16 protein-coding genes are annotated in these 22,107 nt (G+C 59.5%); 13 read left to right on the top strand and 3 right to left on the bottom strand.

Annotation, left to right across the window (positions count from 1 at the left end; all coding sequences use genetic code 11):
- Positions 1-270 precede the first annotated feature (270 nt).
- The 3 genes from HMPREF3055_RS07200 to HMPREF3055_RS07190 all read left to right on the top strand — a co-directional run bounded on the left by HMPREF3055_RS07200 (position 271) and on the right by HMPREF3055_RS07190 (position 3,327).
- A complete protein-coding gene (locus HMPREF3055_RS07200) occupies positions 271-1,671 on the top strand; it encodes a glutaminase (protein ID WP_070738724.1) in 1,401 nt (466 codons plus the stop codon).
- Between the two features lie 351 nt (positions 1,672-2,022).
- Entirely contained in the window at positions 2,023-3,009 is a 987-nt protein-coding gene (locus HMPREF3055_RS07195; protein ID WP_070738722.1) for a polysaccharide deacetylase family protein, read from the top strand.
- Between the two features lie 45 nt (positions 3,010-3,054).
- Positions 3,055-3,327: a hypothetical protein gene (locus HMPREF3055_RS07190; protein WP_246823486.1), complete on the top strand. Its 273-nt coding sequence runs from the start codon at positions 3,055-3,057 to the stop codon at positions 3,325-3,327.
- Positions 3,328-3,424: 97 nt separating this feature from the next.
- On the opposite strand, the gene HMPREF3055_RS09445 is transcribed toward HMPREF3055_RS07190, so the two are convergent.
- The 3 genes from HMPREF3055_RS09445 to HMPREF3055_RS07180 all read right to left on the bottom strand — a co-directional run bounded on the left by HMPREF3055_RS09445 (position 3,425) and on the right by HMPREF3055_RS07180 (position 6,229).
- Positions 3,425-3,604 (bottom strand): excalibur calcium-binding domain-containing protein, encoded by a 180-nt coding sequence (locus HMPREF3055_RS09445; protein WP_239665152.1) that lies wholly within the window; start codon positions 3,602-3,604, stop codon positions 3,425-3,427.
- A gap of 608 nt (positions 3,605-4,212) precedes the next feature.
- Complete coding sequence (locus HMPREF3055_RS07185; RefSeq protein ID WP_049352360.1) at positions 4,213-4,953, bottom strand: DsbA family oxidoreductase; 741 nt, start codon at positions 4,951-4,953, stop codon at positions 4,213-4,215.
- Between the two features lie 163 nt (positions 4,954-5,116).
- Positions 5,117-6,229 (bottom strand): polysaccharide deacetylase family protein, encoded by a 1,113-nt coding sequence (locus tag HMPREF3055_RS07180; RefSeq protein ID WP_070738720.1) that lies wholly within the window; start codon positions 6,227-6,229, stop codon positions 5,117-5,119.
- Positions 6,230-6,406: 177 nt separating this feature from the next.
- Here HMPREF3055_RS07180 and HMPREF3055_RS07175 point away from each other — a divergent pair, with 177 nt between their 5' ends.
- The 10 genes from HMPREF3055_RS07175 to HMPREF3055_RS07130 all read left to right on the top strand — a co-directional run bounded on the left by HMPREF3055_RS07175 (position 6,407) and on the right by HMPREF3055_RS07130 (position 21,996).
- Entirely contained in the window at positions 6,407-7,516 is a 1,110-nt protein-coding gene (locus HMPREF3055_RS07175) for an App1 family protein (protein WP_049350113.1), read from the top strand.
- A gap of 774 nt (positions 7,517-8,290) precedes the next feature.
- Positions 8,291-8,515 carry a glutaredoxin-like protein NrdH gene (gene nrdH, locus HMPREF3055_RS07170; protein WP_005505794.1) on the top strand — a complete coding sequence of 75 codons (225 nt, stop codon included), beginning with the start codon at positions 8,291-8,293 and terminating at the stop codon, positions 8,513-8,515.
- A gap of 74 nt (positions 8,516-8,589) precedes the next feature.
- Positions 8,590-9,120, top strand: a complete 531-nt coding sequence (nrdI, locus tag HMPREF3055_RS07165) for a class Ib ribonucleoside-diphosphate reductase assembly flavoprotein NrdI (RefSeq protein WP_049342045.1) — start codon at positions 8,590-8,592, stop codon at positions 9,118-9,120.
- Positions 9,093-11,273, top strand: a complete 2,181-nt coding sequence (gene nrdE, locus HMPREF3055_RS07160; RefSeq protein ID WP_070738718.1) for a class 1b ribonucleoside-diphosphate reductase subunit alpha — start codon at positions 9,093-9,095, stop codon at positions 11,271-11,273. The genes nrdI and nrdE overlap by 28 nt, the downstream gene beginning before the upstream one ends.
- A gap of 147 nt (positions 11,274-11,420) precedes the next feature.
- Positions 11,421-12,398 (top strand): class 1b ribonucleoside-diphosphate reductase subunit beta, encoded by a 978-nt coding sequence (gene nrdF / locus HMPREF3055_RS07155; RefSeq protein ID WP_005505797.1) that lies wholly within the window; start codon positions 11,421-11,423, stop codon positions 12,396-12,398.
- Positions 12,399-12,721: 323 nt separating this feature from the next.
- Positions 12,722-13,765, top strand: a complete 1,044-nt coding sequence (locus HMPREF3055_RS07150) for a zinc-binding dehydrogenase (protein WP_070666419.1) — start codon at positions 12,722-12,724, stop codon at positions 13,763-13,765.
- Between the two features lie 233 nt (positions 13,766-13,998).
- Positions 13,999-15,711 (top strand): formate--tetrahydrofolate ligase, encoded by a 1,713-nt coding sequence (locus tag HMPREF3055_RS07145; protein ID WP_005505800.1) that lies wholly within the window; start codon positions 13,999-14,001, stop codon positions 15,709-15,711.
- Between the two features lie 1,318 nt (positions 15,712-17,029).
- Positions 17,030-17,803, top strand: a complete 774-nt coding sequence (locus HMPREF3055_RS07140) for an MBL fold metallo-hydrolase (RefSeq protein ID WP_070738716.1) — start codon at positions 17,030-17,032, stop codon at positions 17,801-17,803.
- 140 nt (positions 17,804-17,943) lie between these two features.
- A complete protein-coding gene (uvrA, locus tag HMPREF3055_RS07135; protein ID WP_070738708.1) occupies positions 17,944-20,832 on the top strand; it encodes an excinuclease ABC subunit UvrA in 2,889 nt (962 codons plus the stop codon).
- A 45-nt stretch (positions 20,833-20,877) separates the two neighbouring features.
- Entirely contained in the window at positions 20,878-21,996 is a 1,119-nt protein-coding gene (locus HMPREF3055_RS07130) for a GNAT family N-acetyltransferase (protein ID WP_070738706.1), read from the top strand.
- Positions 21,997-22,107 lie beyond the last annotated feature (111 nt).

Raw genomic sequence — 22,107 nt, 5'->3', positions numbered from 1 at the left:
ACCAGAACCAGAGATAGCGGGGGAGAGGCGACCGTTATATTTGGTGGCTCAACTATGCAAAAGATACACTCTTTAGGGAGCAAAAAGTGCTCCTCACCCGCACACTTTGACAGGTCCGCTGGCTGGCTCTTTAGCTTGGCAGCCGCGGTGGCCTGTAACGATGAGCGCCTCAGCCCAGCTGAAACGGAATAGCTGAAACGGAACAGCGGGCGGGCGCATCCTGGAATTTTTGACGAGAACAACCACGATTAGCAGCAGATACGGAACACTATGCATTCACCTATTGCCACTTACCTGACCGAGACCCTCGAGTCGGTCGCTTCTGATACCTCCGGTGAGTTGGCAAACTACATTCCGGAACTTGCCGCCGTGGACCCGGACAAGCTTGCCGCGTCTATCGCCATGGTTGATGGTGAGCAGTACGCCGCCGGTGACTCCGATGTGGAGTTCACGATCCAGTCGATTTCTAAGCCGTTCGTGTACGCCCTGGCGCTCGCGGACCGCGGCTATGATGACGTGCTTGCGAAGGTGGGCGTGGAGCCTTCCGGTGAGCCGTTCAACGAGCTGTCCCTGGAGGACGGCTCCGGTAAGCCGCTGAACCCGATGATTAACGCGGGCGCGATTACCACCCATTCGCTGGTGGGTCCTCCCGGTGCGACTCAGGGCGAGCGTATGGAGCGTGTCATTTCTGGTTTGTCTGCGTTTGCGGGCCGTCGCCTGTCGGTGAATGAGCGCGTGTACGAGTCTGAGCTGGAGCACGCGCACCGCAACTACGCGATTGCGCACATGCTGCGCGGCCACGGCATCCTGACCGGTGACCCGACTGTGGCGGTGCAGGGTTATACCCGCCAGTGCTCGCTGATGGTGACGGTTAAGGATTTGGCGTTGATGGCGGCGACTTTGGCGAACTATGGTGTGCATCCGGTGACGGGTGAGCAGGTGGTTCCTAAGACTGTGGTGCGTCAGGTGCTGAGCGTCATGTTCACGTGCGGCATGTATAACTCTGCGGGTGACTGGGCGACCCAGGTGGGTGTGCCGGCGAAGAGCGGCGTGGGCGGCGGCATTATTGGTGCGGTGCCCGGTCAGCTGGGTGTGGCGACGTTCTCGCCGCGTCTGGACGGTCACGGTAACAGTGTGCGCGGTGTGGAGCTGTTCGAGCAGTTCTCGGATGACATGGGCATGCACGTGATGAACGTGCCGACCGTGGCTCGTTCGGCGTTGCGCGCGAACTACCAGATCGGTTCGGGCGATGAGTCTATGCGCCTGATTCAGTTGCAGGGCCGTATCCGTTTTGCGGGTGTGGAGCGTGTGATTCGTGAGATTGTGGAATCCCCGATGGAGGGTTCGAAGGTCGCCCTGGATGTGACTCGCGTGTACGCGGTGGATGAGGTCGCTCAGAGCATGCTCCTGGAGCTGATGCGTCGCCTGCGGAATGATGGGTACAAGGTGTACCTGATTGATAATGACGAGACGATCACGAATACGGATGCGCTGCGCAGCATGGGTGTGAAGGTTCTGACGAACCCGGCGGCGGTGACTTCTGCTGAGTCGGATGCTGAGCGTGTGGCTGAGGCAGACGCCGAAGAGGCTGCGGAGGCTGCGGCTCTGGAGGCGCTGAATGCGTTGGAATCCGCTCAGGCGGAACAGCCGGAAGCTTCGGAGTCCGAGTAGGTTTCACTCCGCGTACTTGATCGTATCTGCGTACTTGGCAGTACGATTGCGTGAACTTTATATATTGAGGCCCCTTCCCTAGGCGCGTTATGAACGTGTTCAGGGGGAGGGGCCTTGCTGCGCTTACCTAGAGCTGCACCTTGCGCTGTAGCTGGAGCTGTACCTGAATCTGTACATAGAGCTGTACCTGGGATTATCCGGCGTGCGGGTAGCTTAGTGTACTGAGCGTGGTCTTCGATGAGTGAGGGGACTGAAAGTGCATAAAGGTTCTTTAATAGCGCAGTTGTTAATCATTAAGTAATATTTTGAATTTTTCGATAGCTAACAGTGGTCTCATCATACACTCGTAATATGAACACTGTTCCACACTCAGAAACACCTATCACTACTCGTCAGTCCGCTATCGTCAACCCCGCTACTGACCACATGATATCGGGCGCCTCTGCCCGCGCCTCCATGGGGCGACGGGAACTCTTACAACACGTTGGTACCTTTGGCCTGGGCGCGGTGAGCTTCGGCGTGCTGGGTCTTGGCCTCACCGGTTGCACCCCGTCGAACACCCCATCGAGCAGCCCGTCCGGTAGTGCGTCGGGTAGCGCCTCGGCGAGCCCTTCTTCGACCCCTTCCGCATCTGGCTCCGCAACGGGTACCCCATCCCCGACCGCCGCGGCATCTCAGACCGCTTCTGCGACTGCGACCTCGTCGAACCCGGTTCCCGAAGCTCGTGCCTGGACCGGCCCGCAGACCGGCCTGCCCGGTGAGGGCAAGTACATTGCGTGGACGGTCGATGACGGCGCCGACCCGGAGGTGGTGCGCGCCTACGCGGAGTTTTCCCGCCGTACCGGCACGCGCCTCACGTTCTTTATTAACTGCCAGTACCCGGCGTTTAAGCAGCATCGTGACCTGTTGCTTCCGCTGGTGAAGAGTGGTCAGTTGCAGATTGCGAACCATACGTATAGTCATGCGGCGTTGACGAGCCTGACGGATGAGCAGATTGTGCGTGAGCTGACTCGTAATGATGAGGAGATTGTGCGGCTTTTTGGGGTGTCTTCGAAGCCGTATTTCCGCCCGCCGTACGGGTATTATGATGAGCGCGTGTTGGCGGCTGCGGCGTCGTGTGGTTTTACGCGCCCGGTGCTGTGGTACGGGTCGTTGGCGGATTCGTCTAATATTTCTTCGGCTGAGGTGTATGCCTATGCGGAGAAGTACGCTTTGGCTCAGCATATTGTGATTGGGCATTTGAATTATCGGGGTGTGGTGTCTGAGCTGGACCATATTCGGGCGTTGTTGGATCAACGGGGGTTGACGACGGTGACGATTCGTGACTATTACGGGTAGTGCGGGGGAGTCCTGGCGGGGGTTCCGGTGGGTATACTGGGAGGCATGATGAAGCTTCCTCAGAACCCTATTCTTCGGCAGGTGCACCGTTTCCGTGAGTCACTGCTGCTTCTGCTGTATTACTCGCTGTCTTTTCTGGGTGTGCGGTGGATGCGCACGGGGCATCCGCGTGTGGCGGCGGTGTGGTCTGTGGGTTTGTGGCTGAACTTGGTGCTGCGTGGCATGGGCCAGGTGGTGCGTATGCTGGTGCCGGTCCTGCAGGATGCGGAGGCGCGCCGTGCTCGTGCTGAGCGTGCCCGCGCCTACCAACCGCGCTAACCTCACCGGCTGAGCTAACAGAACGAGGCTGATATGCTGAAGCCCCCTTGTACTAGAAATAGTACGAGGGGGCTTCGCTATAAGAACGGGCAGGAGCCTAGTGCTTCTTCTTCGGCTCGCACGCCACGCCGTCACCGTCTCTATCCAACTCAGCCCGATATCCAGGTTCACCCCGGTGTATGGGTGCGGCACCTGCGGCTCGGGCTTCAGCACAGTTCTTGTAATAGACGCTGGATTGCGCCGGTGCTTCCCGGGCAGGAGCTTCCTGAGTAGGCACCCTCTGAGCGGGGGCAACTGCCGCAGGCTCCTGAACTGGAGCCTGCGTTGCCACGCGAGTAGGCCTTGGTTTCGTGGCTCGTGGAGTAGGAGTATATGTCTCCCACGGAGCTACAGAAGGACTGGGAGTTGGTGAAGGCGAAGGAGTTCGTTTAGGACGTTTAGTTTTACTAGGCTTGGGTGAAGGGGTCTTTGAAGCAGAGTCTTTAGCAGGTACAGTTTTCTGTTCAGAGGTCTCCGTCGAGCAACCGGTCAACAACAGAGCACCCGCAAGAACACCAGCGGTCGCGGCGTGAAATTTCAACACAATATTCCTTTATAAAGTGAGTGGACAAGCGTGTTCACCGTAGAACACACACTCCAGTGTAAAGGAAAACAGCCCCACCCGCAGACAACATCGAGCCGCCCACAAAGAGCCCGACAAGGAAAGACACAGTGTGCGGGCATGGCAAAGCCCCCTCGCACCGGTTCGCACAGAACCGGCACAAGGGGGCTTCGCTATATCTGTTGCTTCGCCATATCTGGGGCTGTATGAGCCGGGGAGAGCTAGGGGAGTAGTCCCCGCCGGGACAGCTCTAGCCAGAACCGCTAGCTCTAGCCGGGCTGAGGCTAGGAGCAGTTGCCGTTCACATCGCAGGACGGACCCGCCTCCGCAGCATTGTTACCTGCTGCGTCACCAGCCGCGCCCGCCAGCGGGTTCAGGAACTCAACCTGATGAGTCTGCTCCCACACCTGACGCAGCGCCTGCACCAGCGCCTCCGCAGGCTGCGCACCATTCACCGCCCACTTCGACTCAATCAAGAAGAACGGCACACCATTAATGCCCAGCTGGTGCGCCAACTGCTCATCAGCGCGCACATCCACCGCGTAACGGTCGCTCTTCAACACCGCCTCAACCTCGGCGGTATCCAAACCAATCTCAGAGGCGATATCCAGAATCGACTCGTGATCCTGCACCGAACGGCCCTGCGTGAAGTACGCCTTCTTAAACGCCTCCTGCGCCGCCGATGCCAAACCCTGCTCCGCCGCATAATGAATCACACGGTGCGCATCAAACGTGTTACCGTAGCGTGCCTGCCGCCAATTGAAATCCAAACCCACCTCGCGGGCACGCTCCGCTATCGACTCCTGGCTCGCAATCGCCTGCTCCAACGGCATCTGATACTTGCCAGCAATCATCTCAGGCAACGAACCTGCCGGATGCTCCGTAGCCGACGGGTCCAGCTCAAAACTATGCCACACCACCTCAACCTCGTCACGGTGCTCAAACTCGGCGAGCGCCTGCTCCAGGTTACGCTTGCCCACGTAGCAGAAGGGGCACACAATATCGGACCAAATATCAATACGCATGGTGTCTATTCCTCTCACACTCGGATGGGGCAACTGCCGCCCTGTACGATCACCTAACGCCCCGGTTGCCGCGTTTATTCTCGCCGGGTACGGCAAAGCCCCCTCGTACCGGTCCGTAGGGGAACCGGGTCAAGGGGGCTTAGCACACGCGAAATACGCGAACCTATCGGCGGGCAGCCGTCGGTGCGGTCGTGGCAGTAGCCGCGGGTGCGGTGGTCGCACGAGCCGGCGGAGCCGTAGTGGTTGCCGCCGCAGGTGCAGTCGTAGCCTGCTGGGTAGCCGCTACCTCATCCTCATAGCGGGTAGTCGGCGCCTGAGTCGGAGCCTCAGTAGTCGGCTCCTGGGTAGGGGCCGGTGCCTCCGTAGTCGCCTCGGGGGAGGGGGTGTTCTCCTCCGGGGTGGGGGTCGGCGAAGGAGCCGCCGCCTTAATCTCTTCCTCGGATGCGTCACCGTAGTAGTCACGAACCGTCACCGCAGTCAGGCCGCGGTCATCGAGCAGGCCCTTCACCTTATCCAGAATCGGGATGATCGTCTCGTAGTTCAGGTGACCCAGCACAATCTGCTGCGGCAACATGTAGCGGATACAACGCATGTAAATCACACGGGAGCTGGTCTTCGCCTCGTCGCCGGTAGTGCCGTTCCACATGACCGGGCGGGTAAAACCAATCTCACCGGCAGCCTTCAGCACCGCATCGTTGTAGCGGCCGTACGGCGGGCGGAAGTACGGCTTCGACGAGACACCGAACATGCTCATAATCTCGTCTTCGTTACGCTGCAGCTCTTCCTTCACACCCTCAGCATCCAGGGTGGTCAGGTCAGCGTGGTTGTACGTGTGGTTCGCAACCTGAATCTGGCCGCTCTGAACCAGCGGACGCAGCAACGACACATGCTCCTTAAAACCGGTGTACGAAGCGTTAATGAAGAACGTCAGGCGAGTATTCGTACGCTTCGAGAACTCAGCGTAGCCGCGAATCGCCTCCGGGCTTGCGCCGTCATCAACAGTCCACGCAACATACTTGCCGTCACCAATGAGGGAGTTGCCGATGCCGGGCCATTCGCGCGGCTTATCAACCGGGTTGCCAGCAGCGGCAACCGTCGGCGAATTCGTGGGTGCGGGGCGAGTAGCAGTAGCAGAGGTCTCGCCGCCAGCCTGATACGGAGTGAAATTACCGCTGGTGCCGTCGTAGTCATTCGACTTCTTCGAGCAGGCAGCAATCAGCGGAAGCATAGCAGTGCCGAGCACAAAAAGTCGGCGGTTAGGCTGTGAGTGGGTCATACTCTCCAGGATAACGCCCCCACCTGCAAGGAACGAATCTGAACAGCGAATACACCCTAAATAATGTGCACATCACACCCCGCGCTCAGCACCACAGTATTAATAGGTATAAAAACTAGGTATAAGAACACAAAATCCTAAAGCCGCAAGCCGGTAACGCTCCGCTACACTAGTGGGATGGAGAATTTGGGCACTCACGAACTGCGCAACCTTGTGAACGATGCTGCCGACGAGGCTGTCAACATCGGCTACCGTGTTGCAGACCGGCTGCACAGGTGGCGCGAAAAGCGTGCCATCGCTGCCGGTCGCGAGCCTATCCTCGTGCCCACCGAAGGCTACGGCCGCGCCGCCTCCGACGGAACCCCCGGCTGGGTCCGCGTTATCGCCCGCGCCCTTTACAAGACGGTCAACCTCGAACGCCTCCTGCAGGTCGTCGACGGCACCCAAGACACCGCCAACCCCATGCGCGGCTGGCGCTCCTTCACCGCAACCGCAATGTCCGATGCGCCCGTCACCATCGTCATCGACGGCACCAAGCACGAGGCGTACACCGACCGCGGCGGCGTGCTCGACGTCAAACTCAGCATCGACCTGGAACCCGGCATACACGAAGTCATCATGTACGTGCCCGGTTCCCGCGCCGTAGCAACCAGCGTCTATATCGTTCCCGAAAGCCAGAAGCTCGGCGTCATCATGGACGTCGACGACACCGTCATGGTCACCATGCTGCCGCGCCCCATGGTTGCCGCCTGGAACTCCTTCATCCTCGACGAGCACGCACGTATCCCCACCCCCGGCATGGCGGTCATGACCGACCGTATCCGCCGCAGCCACCCGAATGCGCCGTTCATGTACCTGTCCACCGGCGCCTGGAACATCACCCCGACCCTGCGCCGTTTCCTCAGCCGCAACGGCTACCCGCGCGGCACGTTCCTGCTCACCGACTGGGGCCCCACCCCGGACCGCTGGTTCCGCTCCGGAACCAACCATAAGGTCGAGTCCCTGCGCCGCCTCGCCGAGGAATTCCCGCAAATGAAGTGGATCCTCGTCGGTGACGACGGGCAGCGCGACCCGTACATCTACAACGGCTTCGCGGTACGCTACCCGGACAACGTCGCGGCAATCGTCATCCGCAACCTGACGGTGGGGGAGACCATGCTCGCCTCCGGCCGAGTCTGGAGTGACTACCGTGCCGAACAGATGATGCGCTCGCCGCTGTGGATTGAAGCCACCGACGGCGTAACGCTGAGTAAGAAACTGCGTGAGCTGGGCCTGATCGATTTCTAGCCGGTTACTGCTCGCCGGTTGCTAAAATCTGTGCCTATAGCCTGTAAACCCACCGCAAATACCGCGAAATGCCGGTATATGCGGTGGGTTTTGGTGTTTCAGCGGAATTAACCAACTTAAACCCACGACACACCGGCTGCTGAAAAAGAGTTAAAAATCTTTTCTACAGCCTTAATCACATAGCTTAAACCCGCTCGAAGGGGGTTAACCCCCGCCTTTAAGAAAGTCCGTTCTGCTTTAAAACCGCGCCGTTCCGCGCAAGAACGGGTGAGAGCGGAAATCTCTTTAAAATCAAGCCCGAATCTGCCGGGTTTTATGCCCCCAAACGCATACATGAGGTTAACTGAACCTCAACTCAGCGGGCGAATGAACCCTTAAAAATCCTGACCAACTTAAACCCCACCTGTGGATAACCCGGCACACCCCGCGAAAATACGGCGAACTAGCCCCGCGGCAGGGTGTGGATAAGCTGTAGACACCCCCTCTTAAGTGGGTTCAACTGTGGGTTTATCGAACGAAACACGACCCTCGCACCACATCATCTTGTGGTGCAGAAAAATCTCGACACTAGATGTAGTATTAATACTCGGTTCCACCACTACGGCACTTTTAGGCGCCCTGCCCCAGAGCAGGAAACCGCCACGCCCCACTAGGAGGGGGCAGTGGACGGCACAGCGCCCGCCGTAAATAACACGTGGTGAACCACCGACGAAACACGCCAGATTCATTCACGAGATAAGCCCGCCCGAGCGGGAGAAAGTAAGAGGCACTCCCATGGTAGTGACCGTGTACACCAAGCCCCAGTGCGTCCAGTGCAACATGACCTACCGCGCCCTCGACGCGAAGGGTATCAGCTACACCAAGGTTGATATCACCGAAGACGCTCAGGCCCTCGAAATGGTCAAGTCCCTCGGCTACATGCAGGCACCCGTCGTCATCGCAGGCGACGAGCACTGGTCCGGCTTCCAGCCCGACAAGATCAACGCTCTGGCAGCGTAACAACCCTGCCGAAACCCGTACAAACGGAAAATCGGCACGGAACCACACCGGCCCACGAGAATAAGGAGTACAGATTGAGTACCGCCCTCACGCCCAACCCCGTCGACGAGCACGCAGAAATCCGCAAGATTCTTATGGATGCACGCAATGCTTCCGAGGGTCGAGCGACCGAGGACGAACTGGACGATACAGCGCCACTCATCGTGTACTTCTCCTCCATCTCCGGTAACACCCACAAGTTCGTGGAGAAGATCCGTGCCCGCCGCCTCCGCCTGCCGCTGCGCACCGGCGAAGACACCCTCATTCTTGATGAGCCGTTCGTGCTCATCGTCCCCACCTACGGCAAGCCCGAAGGCGCCGGTAACGTTCCCCCGCAGGTGGTTAAATTCCTGAACGTGGAGCAGAATCGCCACCACATACTCGGTGTGATTGGCTCCGGCAACACCAACTTTGGTCCGCTCTTCGGTATCGCGGCAGACATTGTCGCCAAGAAGTGCGATGTGCCCGTGCTCTTCAAATTTGAGCTCATGGGCACCGATTCAGATGTAGAAAAAGTCAACGAAGGATTGGAAGCATTTTGGACGCAAAACTGCCCTCAGCACTAGAAACTCTCGGTGCGAGCCACAACGGCAAGAGCGTGCCCGAGAAGTTCAAGGGTATGAGCTACCACGAGCTGAACGCACTGCTGAACCTCTACGATGAGAACGGCCAGATTCAGTTCGATGCAGACCGCCAGGCGGCACGACAGTACTTCCTGCAGCACGTCAACAACAACACCGTCTTCTTCCACGACCTGGAAGAGAAGATCGAGTACCTGATCGAGAACCAGTACTACGAGCCGGAACTCTTCGACAAGTACAACTTCCAGTTCATTAAGAACCTGTTCAAGCGCGCCTACGCCGTGAAGTTCCGCTTCCCGACCTTCCTGGGTGCCTTCAAGTTCTACACCTCCTACGCGCTCAAGACCTTCGACGGTCAGCGCTACCTGGAGCGTTTCGAAGACCGCGTCTGCATGGTCGCACTGCTGCTGGCAGAAGGCAACGAGAAGCTCGCCGAAGACATCGTCGACGAGATCATCTCCGGCCGTTTCCAGCCGGCAACCCCCACCTTCCTCAACGCAGGTAAGCGTCAGCGCGGCGAGCTCGTCTCCTGCTTCCTGCTGCGCATGGAAGACAACATGGAGTCCATCGGCCGCTCCATCAACTCTGCACTGCAGCTCTCCAAGCGCGGCGGCGGCGTGGCATTCGCCCTGACCAACCTGCGCGAGTCCGGTGCGCCCATTAAGAAGATTGAGAACCAGTCCTCGGGCGTTATCCCCGTCATGAAGCTGCTGGAAGACGCCTTCTCCTACGCAAACCAGCTCGGCGCACGTCAGGGTGCCGGTGCCGTGTACCTGCACGCACACCACCCCGACATCTACGCCTTCCTGGACACCAAGCGTGAGAACGCTGACGAGAAGATCCGCATCAAGACCCTCTCCCTGGGCGTTGTCATCCCCGACATCACCTTCGAGCTGGCGAAGAAGAACGAGGACATGTACCTCTTCTCCCCGTACGATGTGGAACGCATCTACGGTGTGCCCTTCTCCGACATCAACGTCTCCGAGAAGTACTACGAAATGGTCGACGATGCACGCATCACCAAGACCAAGATCAACGCGCGTGAGTTCTTCCAGACCATCGCAGAGATCCAGTTCGAGTCCGGCTACCCGTACGTGATGTTCGAAGACACCGTCAACCGCGCGAACCCCATCGCCGGTAAGATCATCATGTCCAACCTGTGCTCCGAGATCCTGCAGGTTTCTGAGCCGTCCACCTACCACGCTGACCTCGGCTACGAGACCGTCGGTAAGGACATCTCCTGCAACCTCGGCTCGCTGAACATTGCACTGACCATGGACGGCGACGACTTCGGCAAGACCGTGGAAACCGCGATTCGTTCGCTGACCTCCGTCTCCGACCAGTCTGACATCCGCTCCGTACCCTCCATCGAGCGCGGCAACGGCATGAGCCACGCCGTGGGTCTGGGCCAGATGAACCTGCACGGCTACCTGGCACGCGAGCACGTCTACTACGGTTCCGAAGAAGCACTGGACTTCACCAACATGTACTTCTACACCGTTGCCTACCACGCAATCCGCGCCTCCATGCAGATCGCTAAGGAACGCGGTCAGCGTTTCGAGGGCTTCGAGAACTCGAAGTACGCATCCGGTGAGTTCTTTGCAAAGTACATTGAGAAGGAATGGGCACCGCAGACCGAGCGTACCCGCGAACTGTTCGCTAAGCACCACATCCCCACCCGTGAAGAGTGGATTCAGCTGGCTGCTGACGTGGCACAGTACGGCATGTACAACCAGAACCTGCAGGCTGTTCCGCCGACCGGCTCCATTTCCTACATCAACGGTTCGACCTCTTCGATTCACCCGATCGCTTCGAAGATTGAGATCCGCAAGGAAGGCAAGCTCGGCCGCGTCTACTACCCGGCACCGTACATGACCAACGACAACCTGGAGTACTACCAGGACTCCTACGAAATTGGTTACGAGAAGATCATCGACACCTACGCTGTGGCAACCCAGCACGTGGACCAGGGCCTGTCGCTGACCCTCTTCTTCCGCGATACCGCAACCACCCGCGATATCAACCGCGCCCAGATTTACGCATGGCGTAAGGGCATCAAGACCATCTACTACATCCGTCTGCGTCAGATGGCTCTTGAGGGTACCGAGGTTGAAGGCTGCGTATCCTGCATGCTCTAGCCCGAATGCTGTGACGCATTCAGCCTGAGCTGGCACACTATAACTAAAGACTGGAAGGGGCGGTTACGGTAAACACGCAAACCGCCTGCGCGACTGGCTGGCCGCGCGTGGCACCGTAACCGCCCCTTAAGAATCGGAGAATTACTAATGAGCGAAAAGGTGAAGCTCGTCGACCACGTGGTCGAGGCTATCAACTGGAACCGTATTGAGGACGAGAAGGACCTTGAGGTTTGGGATCGTCTGACCGGTAACTTCTGGTTGCCGGAGAAGGTGCCGCTGAGCAACGACGTGCCCTCCTGGAAGACCCTGACCGAGGAAGAGAAGCAGCTGACCATGCGCGTCTTCACCGGTCTGACCCTGCTGGACACCATCCAGGGTACTGTCGGTGCTGTGTCCCTGCTGCCGGACGCTGTGACCGCGCACGAAGAGGCCGTGTACACCAACATTGCGTTCATGGAGTCCGTGCACGCAAAGTCGTACTCCTCGATCTTCTCGACCCTCGCCTCCACCAAGGAGATTGACGAGGCGTTCCGCTGGGCTTCTGAGAATGAGCACCTGCAGAAGAAGGCGAAGATTGTTCTGTCCTACTACACCGGTGACGACCCGCTGAAGAAGAAGGTTGCCTCCACTCTGCTGGAGTCCTTCCTGTTCTACTCGGGCTTCTACCTGCCCATGTACTGGTCTTCGCACGCGAAGCTGACCAACACCGCTGACCTGATTCGTCTGATTATTCGTGACGAGGCAGTGCACGGCTACTACATTGGCTACAAGTTCCAGCGCGGCCTGGCGAAGGAGTCCGCGGAGCGTCAGGCAGAGCTGAAGGAGTACACCTTCAACCTGCTGTACGAACTGTACGAGAACGAGGTGGCGTACACCCACTCCCTGTACGACGGTGTGGGTTGGAGTGAGGACGTTAAGAAGTTCCTGCACTACAACGCTAACAAGGCTCTGATGAACCTGGGCTACGAGCCGATGTTCCCGGCGACCGTGACTAACGTGTCCCCGGCAATCCTCTCGGCACTGTCCCCGAACGCTGATGAGAACCACGACTTCTTCTCCGGTTCCGGCTCTTCCTACGTGATCGGTAAGGCTGTGAACACTGAGGACGAGGACTGGGACTTCTAAGGCGGAGACTTCTATCCTGGGACTTCTAAGCCCCTTCTCGCCTTGAGATATCAGGCTGAGATAAACCGACCCCCGCGTATCCACTGTGGATGCGCGGGGGTTCCGCCGTTTAACCGGGCTATTTAACGTGCCAGGATGCCCAGGCTTCCCCGGTATAACCTGGCGCGGAAGCGGCGGAGAAGCAGGGGAGTAGGAGCGGTCTTTCTGGTTCCGGTTGTCGGAATTTTTACCTTCACCCCGTAGCATAAAAAATTATTGATATATCGGGGTGCGGGGCGTACTCTGATACGACTAACTATCAACGCAGATTTGAAAGGAACATCATGCGTTCAGTTGTTATGGAAGCCCCCGGCAAGGTCGTCGTCAACGAAGTTGAGAAGCCGACCCTGCTCGAACCCACCGACGCCATCATCAAGCTCGCCGCATCCTGCATCTGTGGCTCCGACCTGTGGCCCTACCGCGGCGCACAGCCCGTTGACCACCGGGCAATGGGCCACGAATACATCGGTGAGGTCGTCGAGGTCGGCTCCGAGGTCACCACCGTAGCCCCCGGCGACTTCGTCGTAGGCTCCTTCTGCATCTCCTGCGGCGAATGCGAAACCTGCACCGCAGGCTACCCCTCCCGCTGCCTCAAGGCAATCGCGGCAGGCGACGCCTTCATTGGCGCACGCTCCAACGGCACCCAGGCAGAATACGCCCGCGTACCCTTCGCAGATGGCACCCTCGTCAAGACCCCCGCTGCACCCACCGCAGAGCAGATTCCGCACCTGATGGCGGCATCCGACGTGCTCGGCACCGGCTGGTACGCAGCAGACGCAGCGCAGGCAGGCCCCGGCAAGACCATCGTCGTTGTTGGCGACGGCGCAGTCGGCCTGAGCGCAGTCATCGGCGCTAAGCAGCTCGGCGCGGAGAAGATCATCATCATGTCCCGCAACCCCGAACGTCAGGCGCTCGCTAAGGCATTCGGCGCAGCCCACATCGTGGAAGAGCGCGGCGAAGAGGGCATCGCCAAGGTCATGGAGCTCACCGACGGCGTGGGCGCACACGGCGTCGCGGAGGCTGTTGGCACCCAGCAGTCCTTCGACCAGGCTCTCGGCTGCGTACGCCACGGCGGCTACATCGGCTTCGTGGGCGTTCCGCACGACAGCTCCATCGGCACCGATAAGCTCTTCGGCAAGCAGGTTCACCTGGAAGGTGGCCCCGCCCCCGTACGCAAGTACCTGCCGACCCTCATCGACCTGATTTACAAGGGCGAAATTGAGCCCGGCCGCGTCTTCGACATGGTTCTGCCCATTGACGAGGCGGCTAAGGGTTACGAGGCAATGGACCAGCGTACCGCTACCAAGGTTCTGCTGACTATGCCGTAATAGCCGCTCGTATCGCCGGTTCCTATACCGGCTGCTGTACCCGCAACCCGGCGTATATGCGCTACTAATCCCCGCACCGATCCTGCCGCTCCACGTGAGCGTAGGGTGCCGGTTGCGGGGATTAGTGCATTAAAAATTGGGTTTATTTGCCACCTTCCGGCGAGGTGAGGGACAAATGAGTGAGCCAAGGCATAGAATAAAAGAGCATGATTCGTACAACTCGAAGGATGACAATGACGAAGAAGCCTTTCCCTTCCGACCTCGAAATCGCACTTGCCGCCGATCTTTGGCCTATTAACAAGATCGCAGCAGACAACGGCATCAGCGAAGATCGCCTTGAACCCTACGGCAAGTATGTCGCTAAGGTCCTCCTCGACGAAACCACCAACGCAGAGACCGCCCGCAAGCGCGGCTCCAAGTACATCGTGGTTACCGCAGTCACCCCCACCCCGCTCGGTGAAGGTAAGACCGCAACCTCCGTCTCCCTCGCACAGGGCTTCGCACAGACCGGCCGCAAGGCAATCCTGGCGCTGCGTCAGCCCGCAATGGGCCCGACCTTCGGTATCAAGGGCGGCGCAGCGGGCGGCGGCTACTCCCAGATCGTTCCCATGGAGAAGCTGAACCTGCATCTGACCGGCGACTTCCACGCCGTCACCGCAGCACACAACCTGCTTGCCGCCATGATCGACAACCACCTGCACCACGGCAACGAGCTGCGCATCGACCCGCGCGCTATCGAGTGGCGCCGCGTTATCGACATGAACGACCGCTCCCTGCGCAACATCGTCGTGGGCCTGGGCGAACGCATGGACGGCGTGGTCCGCGAGACCGGTTTCGACATCACCAGCGCCTCCGAAATCATGGTGATTCTCTCGCTGGCAACCTCCTTCAAGGACCTGCGTGAGCGCCTGGCAAAGATCGTGATCGGACTGAACTACGACGGCGAGCCCGTCACCGCAGCCGACCTGAAGGCTGACGGCGCAATGTCCGTCATCCTGGCAGACGCTATCAATCCGAACCTGCTGCAGACCCTGGAGCACACCCCCGCACTGATTCACGCGGGCCCCTTCGGCAACATCGCAACCGGTAACTCCTCCGTGGTCGCCGACTACGTTGGTCTGGAGTACTCCGACTACGTGATTACCGAGGCTGGTTTCGGTGCCGATATGGGTGCGGAGCGTTTCTTCAACGTCAAGTGCCGCGTCTCCGGCCTGAAGCCGGACGCAGCAGTGCTCGTCGTAACCGTGCGCTCCCTGAAGTCCCACTCCGGCCTGTACAAGATCGTTCCGGGCAAGCCCCTGCCCGAAGGCATGCTGCAGGAAAGCCCCTCCGACGTGGAGAAGGGCGCAGAGAACCTGAAGAAGCACATCGAGATTGTGCGCAACTTCGGTGTTCAGCCGGTCGTGGCAATCAACGCCTTCCCGACCGACTTCGAGTCCGAGCACGAGACCATCCGCCGTATTGCTGAGGAAGCCGGTGCTCGCGTCGCTATCCACCGCGGTGTGGCTGAGGGCGGTAAGGGCACCACCGACCTGGCGGACGTGGTTGCTGAGGCATGTGACGACGTTTCGGATCTGAAGTACACCTACGATCTTGAGGACTCCATCGAGACCAAGATTGAGAAGGTTGCGACCAAGGTCTACGGCGCGGACGGCATTTCGATTGCTCCCGCTGCCGCTAAGCAGCTGAAGCGTTTCGCTGAGCTGGGCTACTCGCACCTGCCCGTGGTTATCGCGAAGACCCACCTGTCCATCTCTTCGGATGCAACTCTGAAGGGCGCACCGACCGGCTGGACTCTGCCCGTGCGCGAGGTTCGCCTGGCTGCAGGTGCTGGCTACGTCTACGCTATCTGCGGCACCATGCGCACTATGCCGGGTCTGAGCAAGAGCCCCGCAGCTGAGCGCATCGGCTTCGACGAGAATGGCGTGATGATCGGCCTGTCCTAAGGCGGCTGTTCCAGCTGATTTATAGCTAGTGGAGGCGGCGCTCCTTCCCCACAGCGGGGGAGAGGCGCCGCCTTTGCTGTAGCCTGTGGCGCTTTTGTGGAGTGGCTCTGCCCCAGATATATGGAAGCATGAGGGGCGAATACGAGGTGCGCAACGCTTGAGGGCGGGGGAGCGGAGCTCTTGAAAATAGAGTGAAACTAGGTTGCAGCCAGGCTACAACCCGGGCTGAAACTAGGCTGCAACCAGGCATCAACCAGGGGGAGTGAAGGATCCTGAAACCCCTAGTGGAGGGGTCTTTCAACCTTTCATTGAGGCTTCTATAGCGCCTGTTTTGAGGGCGGAATTGGTACGTGCTGGTTAATAATTGGGCTCTATTTGTGCTTGAAGGTCAGGTTTTATTAAACAATCTGTAGAGGTTGATTTTTTAGTGACACACTGTCTTGCATTTTGTGAAAATACGGCATTGACTAGGTATTTTGCTTTTTGAAAGGGGTTTTAATGGGTGCACTCAGTGAACCTGAAAGTGGGGCTGATGTTATTGTTTTGTAATAAAACCTCTACTTTAGGGGGTACCTACAGGGGTAAAACAGACCAATTGATTTTGCCCTCGCGCGAATAATTGTGTAGATTTTGAACGGTGAGCAGTACATTTTTTCCCGCTTATGAAGTTGCAAGTACTTGAAGATACTTTCACCTTAACCCTCTACTTCCGCAGAATACCGGGCTAAAACTGGGTATTGAACCTTTGGGATTGCCGAGTGCGGAGCTTAAGTTAAAGGTGCACTGAAGTGTCAAATGAGGGAAAATCTAAAATTATTTTGGGTGAAATAAGTCACACTAAAACTCGAAAAAAATGAAATTGGTACGTATGGATACCCTAAAAAACACCTGTTTTTATTACAGAATGATTACATTGAGGCGCGGGTCACTAAATCCGGCTCTCCGTACCAAATTGGGCGGTAAAACAGCCCCTAAAAAGTTCGCTACTATTGAGTCATCAAGTAATCGTGAGATTTCCAAAGTCCTCGGGTTGCTTGTGTTTGAGTGAGTGATAGATACCCCTGGGTGTCATGAGAAGCGACTGTGTATCGATGCGCAGTCGCTTCTCTGTTTAACTTTTGAATTTCAGTGGAACCTCAGCCGGGCGGGATCCAGCCGGGCTGAATCCAGCCGGAACCTAATCCGTACCGAGCATGCTCCAGAATCTATTCCCTGTGCATCCCGCACATGCAACCCGCGCGTTCAACGCCGAATGCGCTGATAGGGGAGCGAACCGCATAGGCGCATGCTGTGCGGTCACAACCCCTACACTGGAACTATGACTACTTACCCCGAACCCACCCTCATCTTTGAGAACCCCGAACTGACCGTCCGTGCGTTCAGTGTCTCCGAGATGGACAACAGCGTCTACCTCATCACCATGCGCGCCACCGGCGAGCAGGTGCTCATCGACCCTGCAGACGACGCAGAAGAACTCTATGCATTCACCCTCGACGCGCTCCTGAAGGACTGCCCGCAGCTTGAACTGGCAGACGGCGAAGAACGCCGCGTGCGAGTCATGGAGAAGGAAGAGGACTTCAACTCCATCAGGCCCCGCGCAATCGGTCTGACCGGCATCCTGGTCACCCATGGCCACTGGGATCACATCCGCGCTATTAAGGAGCTCGACCACCTCACCGGTGCCGTGACCTCCGCGGGTGCAGCTGACGCTGCTGAGATTAAGGAACTGGAAGACTACATCGTCGAAGAAGAGCTGACCGGCGGCGAAAGCTTCGACTTCTACCTCTCCGACACCGTCATCCGCGCCCTGCACGTGCCCGGCCACACCCCCGGATCCATCGTCTACACCCTCGAAACCACCTGGGAAGACGGCACCCCCGCAACCCTGCTGTTCACCGGCGACGCCCTCTTCCCCGGCGGCGTGGGCAAGACCGATTCCCCGCAGCAGTTCGGTGAGCTCTTCTCCAACGTGCTCGAAAAACTCTTCGGAGGCTTCGAAGACGACGCCATCGTACTGCCCGGCCACGGCCGCTCTACCACCCTCGGCGACGAGCGCCCCCACCTGGAAGAGTGGGGAACCCGCGGCTGGTAGGCCGCACTTGATGAATTGCGCCTCCTAGTCCACCTCATATAAGTACTGCACCCTCATGCCTTCACCCGCCGCATAATCCCGCTGGTGAAAGGCGTGAGGGTGTAGAATTTAAGTTCGAAGATAAGACGAAAGGATTTTCGATGACACCCCGCCCGGCACACGGTAGCACCGCACTCAAAGCGAACGATCTGACCAGCATCCGGGTTCAGGGTGCCCGCGAAAACAACCTCAAGAACGTAGACCTCACCATTCCGCGTGATGCGATGGTCGTCTTCACCGGCCTCTCCGGCTCCGGTAAGTCCTCCCTCGCCTTCGACACCATCTTTGCGGAAGGTCAGCGCCGCTACGTCGAGTCGCTGTCCTCCTACGCGCGTATGTTCCTCGGACAGGTCGATAAGCCCGACGTAGACTTCATCGAGGGCCTCTCCCCGGCGGTGTCTATCGACCAGAAGTCCACCTCCAAGAACCCGCGCTCAACCGTCGGTACCATCACCGAAATCTATGACTACATGCGTCTGCTCTGGGCACGCATCGGCCACCCGCACTGCCCCGAATGCGGCGAAGAAATAACCCAGCAGACCCCGCAGCAGATTGTGGACATTCTGCAGGAGTACCCCGAACGCACCCGCCTGCAGATCCTCGCGCCCGTCGTCAGCGCACGTAAGGGCGAGTTCGTGGACCTCTTCAAGGACCTGCTGACCCAGGGCTATTCGCGTGCCCGCGTGGACGGCGAAACCGTGCAGCTCTCCGACCCGCCCAAGCTCGCCAAGCAGTACAAGCACACCATTGAGGTGGTCGTCGACCGCATCGTCATTAAGGACGGTATCCATCAGCGCCTGACCGATTCCATCGAAACCGCGCTCAAGCTCGCCGACGGCCGCGTGCTCATCGACTTCGTGGACCGCGAGCAGGACGACCCCGAACGCACCCGCTCCTTCAGTGAAAACCTCGCCTGCCCCAATAATCACCCGCTGCAGATCGACACCATCGAGCCGCGCGCCTTCTCCTTCAACTCGCCGTTCGGCGCATGTACCGCCTGCGACGGTATCGGCTCGCGCCTGGAAGTAGACACCGAACTGCTCGTACCCAACCCCGACCTGACCCTCGGCGAGGGCGCTATCGCCCCCTGGTCGCAGGGCAAAGCAACCACCGAATACTGGCTGCGCCTGCTCGCAGGCCTGGGGGAGGAGCTCGGCTTCGACCTGAACACCCCCTTCAAGGACCTGCCCGCCAAGACCCGCGCCGCCATCCTGGAGGGCAAGGACTACAAGGTTGAGGTGTCCTACCGCAACCGATTCGGCCGCGAACGCCGCTACACCTCCGGATTCGAAGGCGTGAAGGCGTACATCAAGCGCAAGCACGAAGAAACCGAATCGGACTTTGCCCGCGACCGCTACGAACAGTACATGCGCCAGGTCGCCTGCCCCTCCTGCGGCGGCGCGCGCCTGAACCCGACCATCCTCGGCGTGAAGGTCGGCGGCCAGTCCATCGCAGACATTACCGACCTGTCCCTGGCTGACGCGCTCGCCTTCGTGCGTAGCCTGCAGCTCAGCGCCCGCGAAGCCAAGATCGGCGAGCAGGTCCTCAAGGAAATTGACGCGCGCCTGCAGTTCCTGCTGGACGTGGGTCTGGACTACCTGACCCTCTCACGCTCCGCCGGTACGCTCTCCGGCGGTGAGGCGCAGCGCATCCGCCTCGCAACCCAGATCGGTTCGGGCCTGGTCGGGGTGCTCTACGTGCTCGACGAGCCCTCCATCGGTCTGCACCAGCGCGATAACCGCCGCCTCATCGAAACCCTGACCAAGCTGCGCGATATGGGCAACACGCTTATCGTGGTTGAGCACGACGAAGACACCATGCGCGAAGCCGACTGGATCGTGGACGTCGGACCCGGTGCCGGCGAGCACGGCGGCGAAATCGTGCACTCCGGCAGCTTCGAGGAGCTGCTGAAGAACACCAAGTCCATTACCGGCGATTACATGGCTGGCCGCCGCACCATTGAGGTGCCCGCATCCCGCCGCCCCGTGGACAAGGAACGTCAGCTGACCGTGCGCGGCGCCCGCGAAAACAACCTCAAGAACGTGACTGTGTCCTTCCCGCTGGGCGTGTTCACCGCGGTGACCGGCGTGTCCGGCTCGGGTAAGTCCACCCTCGTCAATGACATTCTGTACACCTCCCTGGCGAACAAGCTCAACGGCGCCAAGCAGGTACCCGGACGCCACAAGAGCATCGACGGCCTGGAACACCTGGACAAGGTCATTCACGTGGACCAGTCGCCCATCGGCCGTACCCCGCGCTCGAACCCCGCCACCTACACCGGCGTGTTTGACCACATCCGCAAGCTGTTCGCAGAGACCAGCGAAGCGAAAATGCGAGGCTACACCCCCGGCCGATTCTCCTTCAACGTCAAGGGCGGCCGTTGTGAGGACTGCTCCGGCGACGGCACCCTGAAGATTGAAATGAACTTCCTGCCGGACGTGTACGTACCCTGCGAAACCTGCCACGGCAAGCGCTACAACCGCGAAACCCTCGAAGTGCACTACAAGGGCAAGACCATTGCCGACGTGCTCGAAATGCCCGTGGAAGAAGCCGCAGAGTTCTTCGCCGCATTCACCCCGATTGCGCGCCACCTGAACACCCTCGTGGACGTGGGCCTGGGCTACATTCGCCTGGGCCAGCCCGCAACCACCCTCTCCGGCGGTGAAGCGCAGCGCGTGAAGCTCGCAACCGAACTGCAGAAGCGCTCCAACGGCCGCTCCATCTACGTGCTGGACGAGCCGACCACCGGCCTGCACTTTGAAGACATCCGCAAGCTGCTCGCCGTGCTGCAATCGCTGGTCGACAAGGGCAATAGCGTCATCACCATCGAGCACAACCTGGACGTGGTTAAGTGCGCCGACTGGATTATCGACATGGGCCCCGAAGGCGGTAGCGGCGGCGGCACCGTCATCGCCGAGGGCACCCCGGAACAGGTGGCTCAGGTGAAGGGCTCGCACACCGGTGCGTTCCTTGCTGAGATCCTGAACTAGCCGAGATCCTGAACTAGTCAAGAACTTGACCTAGAGGAAACCTACGTGACTGATACTCAAGGAACCGAACCCACTCGGGGAGCTGTGAACCGGGGAGCCGTGACCCGTGGCGCTGTGACCACCGCGGACCGTGCGCGGCATATCCTGCACACCCAGCTGGAGGCAGACTTCTGCCAGGCACCCGGCTCGATTAGCCGCGCCCTGGAAGAGCTACGCGACTACCCGGAAGCCGAGAGCCTGCCGCTACTCGCCACCGTGCAGCCGCCCTCCGAGAAGATGGGTGCCGCACGCCGCCGCAACGACGACATTTGGGAGTTGCGCGTCGCCAACTACGCGAGCGTCGGCATTCTCTGCGCCAAGCATCCGCGCGTGCTGGACAGGGCCATTGACTACATGCTCGGCGACCAGTCGAATTGGCTGGGCGATTACGCGCCGCTGCGCCAGCTCAACGAACTGGTCACCCCCTACACGCTGCAGGTCAGCGGCACGAGCGTCTACTACACGCCCGGCCGCGCCCTGCTGAACTCGGTCGTACCCGAGGGCGTGCAGGCGCAGGAAGTGAAGTGCGCCGTGCCCGGTGTGGGTATGATGCGCCGCGTCGACCCCGCCGAGCTGAAGGCTGCGTTGCTCGCCGAAATCACCGGCGAGCGCACCATCCGCAGGGAGGCAAACGCTTCCGCGGGTGCGCTTGAGGTTGACCCGCAGGACACGCAGGCGCGCGTAACCCGTCTGCGCGTGGAGCTGCTGGACGCTGAACAGTTTGAGCGTTTCCGCGGGGATAAACGCTACTCGAACGCGCTGGGCTTTAGTGAACGCCGCCCAGACGTGCTGGTTCTGGCTGCCTACGCTGTAGACGGCGCCGGTGACACCGAAGGTGCCGGCATCCCCGCAAATGCCGACCCGGTAGCCATGGTGGGTATGAGCGACGACTCGCCGATTATGCGCCAGATTGGCATTGATGTGCTGCCCGCCTTCCGCGGTGCGGGTATTGCGAGTGCCCTGGTGCGTGATGCGGCACGCCTGACCCTGGCGGAAGGGTACCTGCCGTTCTACGGTACGAGCCCCTCGCACATCCTCTCGCAGAGGGTCGCGATGAACGCCGGGCTGGTGCCGACCTGGTGGGAGTACGTCTCGACCAGTATGAACGACCTGCCCATGGACTAGATACCTACAGACTAGAGCCGCTCGCACTAGGCATAACAGGCACTAGACAAACAGCATATGCGCAAAAGCCCCCGAGTTCGGATGAACTGCCTCCCGTTTCTTGGACAACGA

This window comes from Rothia sp. HMSC061C12, assembly GCF_001815755.1.
GTDB lineage: Bacteria > Actinomycetota > Actinomycetes > Actinomycetales > Micrococcaceae > Rothia > Rothia mucilaginosa.
The sequence above is the reverse complement of the archived record's forward strand: the minus strand, read 5'-3'. Positions and strand labels throughout refer to the sequence as shown.

Excerpts from the sequence above, each read along its gene's own strand:
- HMPREF3055_RS07200 (WP_070738724.1), top strand. The coding sequence starts at position 271 with ATGCATTCACCTATTGCCACTTACCTGACCGAGACCCTCGAGTCGGTC.
- HMPREF3055_RS07150 (WP_070666419.1), top strand. The coding sequence starts at position 12,722 with ATGCGTTCAGTTGTTATGGAAGCCCCCGGCAAGGTCGTCGTCAACGAA.
- HMPREF3055_RS07145 (WP_005505800.1), top strand. The coding sequence starts at position 13,999 with ATGACGAAGAAGCCTTTCCCTTCCGACCTCGAAATCGCACTTGCCGCC.
- uvrA (WP_070738708.1), top strand. The coding sequence starts at position 17,944 with ATGACACCCCGCCCGGCACACGGTAGCACCGCACTCAAAGCGAACGAT.
- HMPREF3055_RS07140 (WP_070738716.1), top strand. The coding sequence starts at position 17,030 with ATGACTACTTACCCCGAACCCACCCTCATCTTTGAGAACCCCGAACTG.
- nrdH (WP_005505794.1), top strand. The coding sequence starts at position 8,291 with ATGGTAGTGACCGTGTACACCAAGCCCCAGTGCGTCCAGTGCAACATG.
- HMPREF3055_RS07175 (WP_049350113.1), top strand. The coding sequence starts at position 6,407 with ATGGAGAATTTGGGCACTCACGAACTGCGCAACCTTGTGAACGATGCT.
- HMPREF3055_RS07195 (WP_070738722.1), top strand. The coding sequence starts at position 2,023 with ATGAACACTGTTCCACACTCAGAAACACCTATCACTACTCGTCAGTCC.
- nrdF (WP_005505797.1), top strand. The coding sequence starts at position 11,421 with ATGAGCGAAAAGGTGAAGCTCGTCGACCACGTGGTCGAGGCTATCAAC.
- HMPREF3055_RS07190 (WP_246823486.1), top strand. The coding sequence starts at position 3,055 with ATGATGAAGCTTCCTCAGAACCCTATTCTTCGGCAGGTGCACCGTTTC.
- HMPREF3055_RS07185 (WP_049352360.1), bottom strand. The coding sequence starts at position 4,953 with ATGCGTATTGATATTTGGTCCGATATTGTGTGCCCCTTCTGCTACGTG.
- HMPREF3055_RS07180 (WP_070738720.1), bottom strand. The coding sequence starts at position 6,229 with ATGACCCACTCACAGCCTAACCGCCGACTTTTTGTGCTCGGCACTGCT.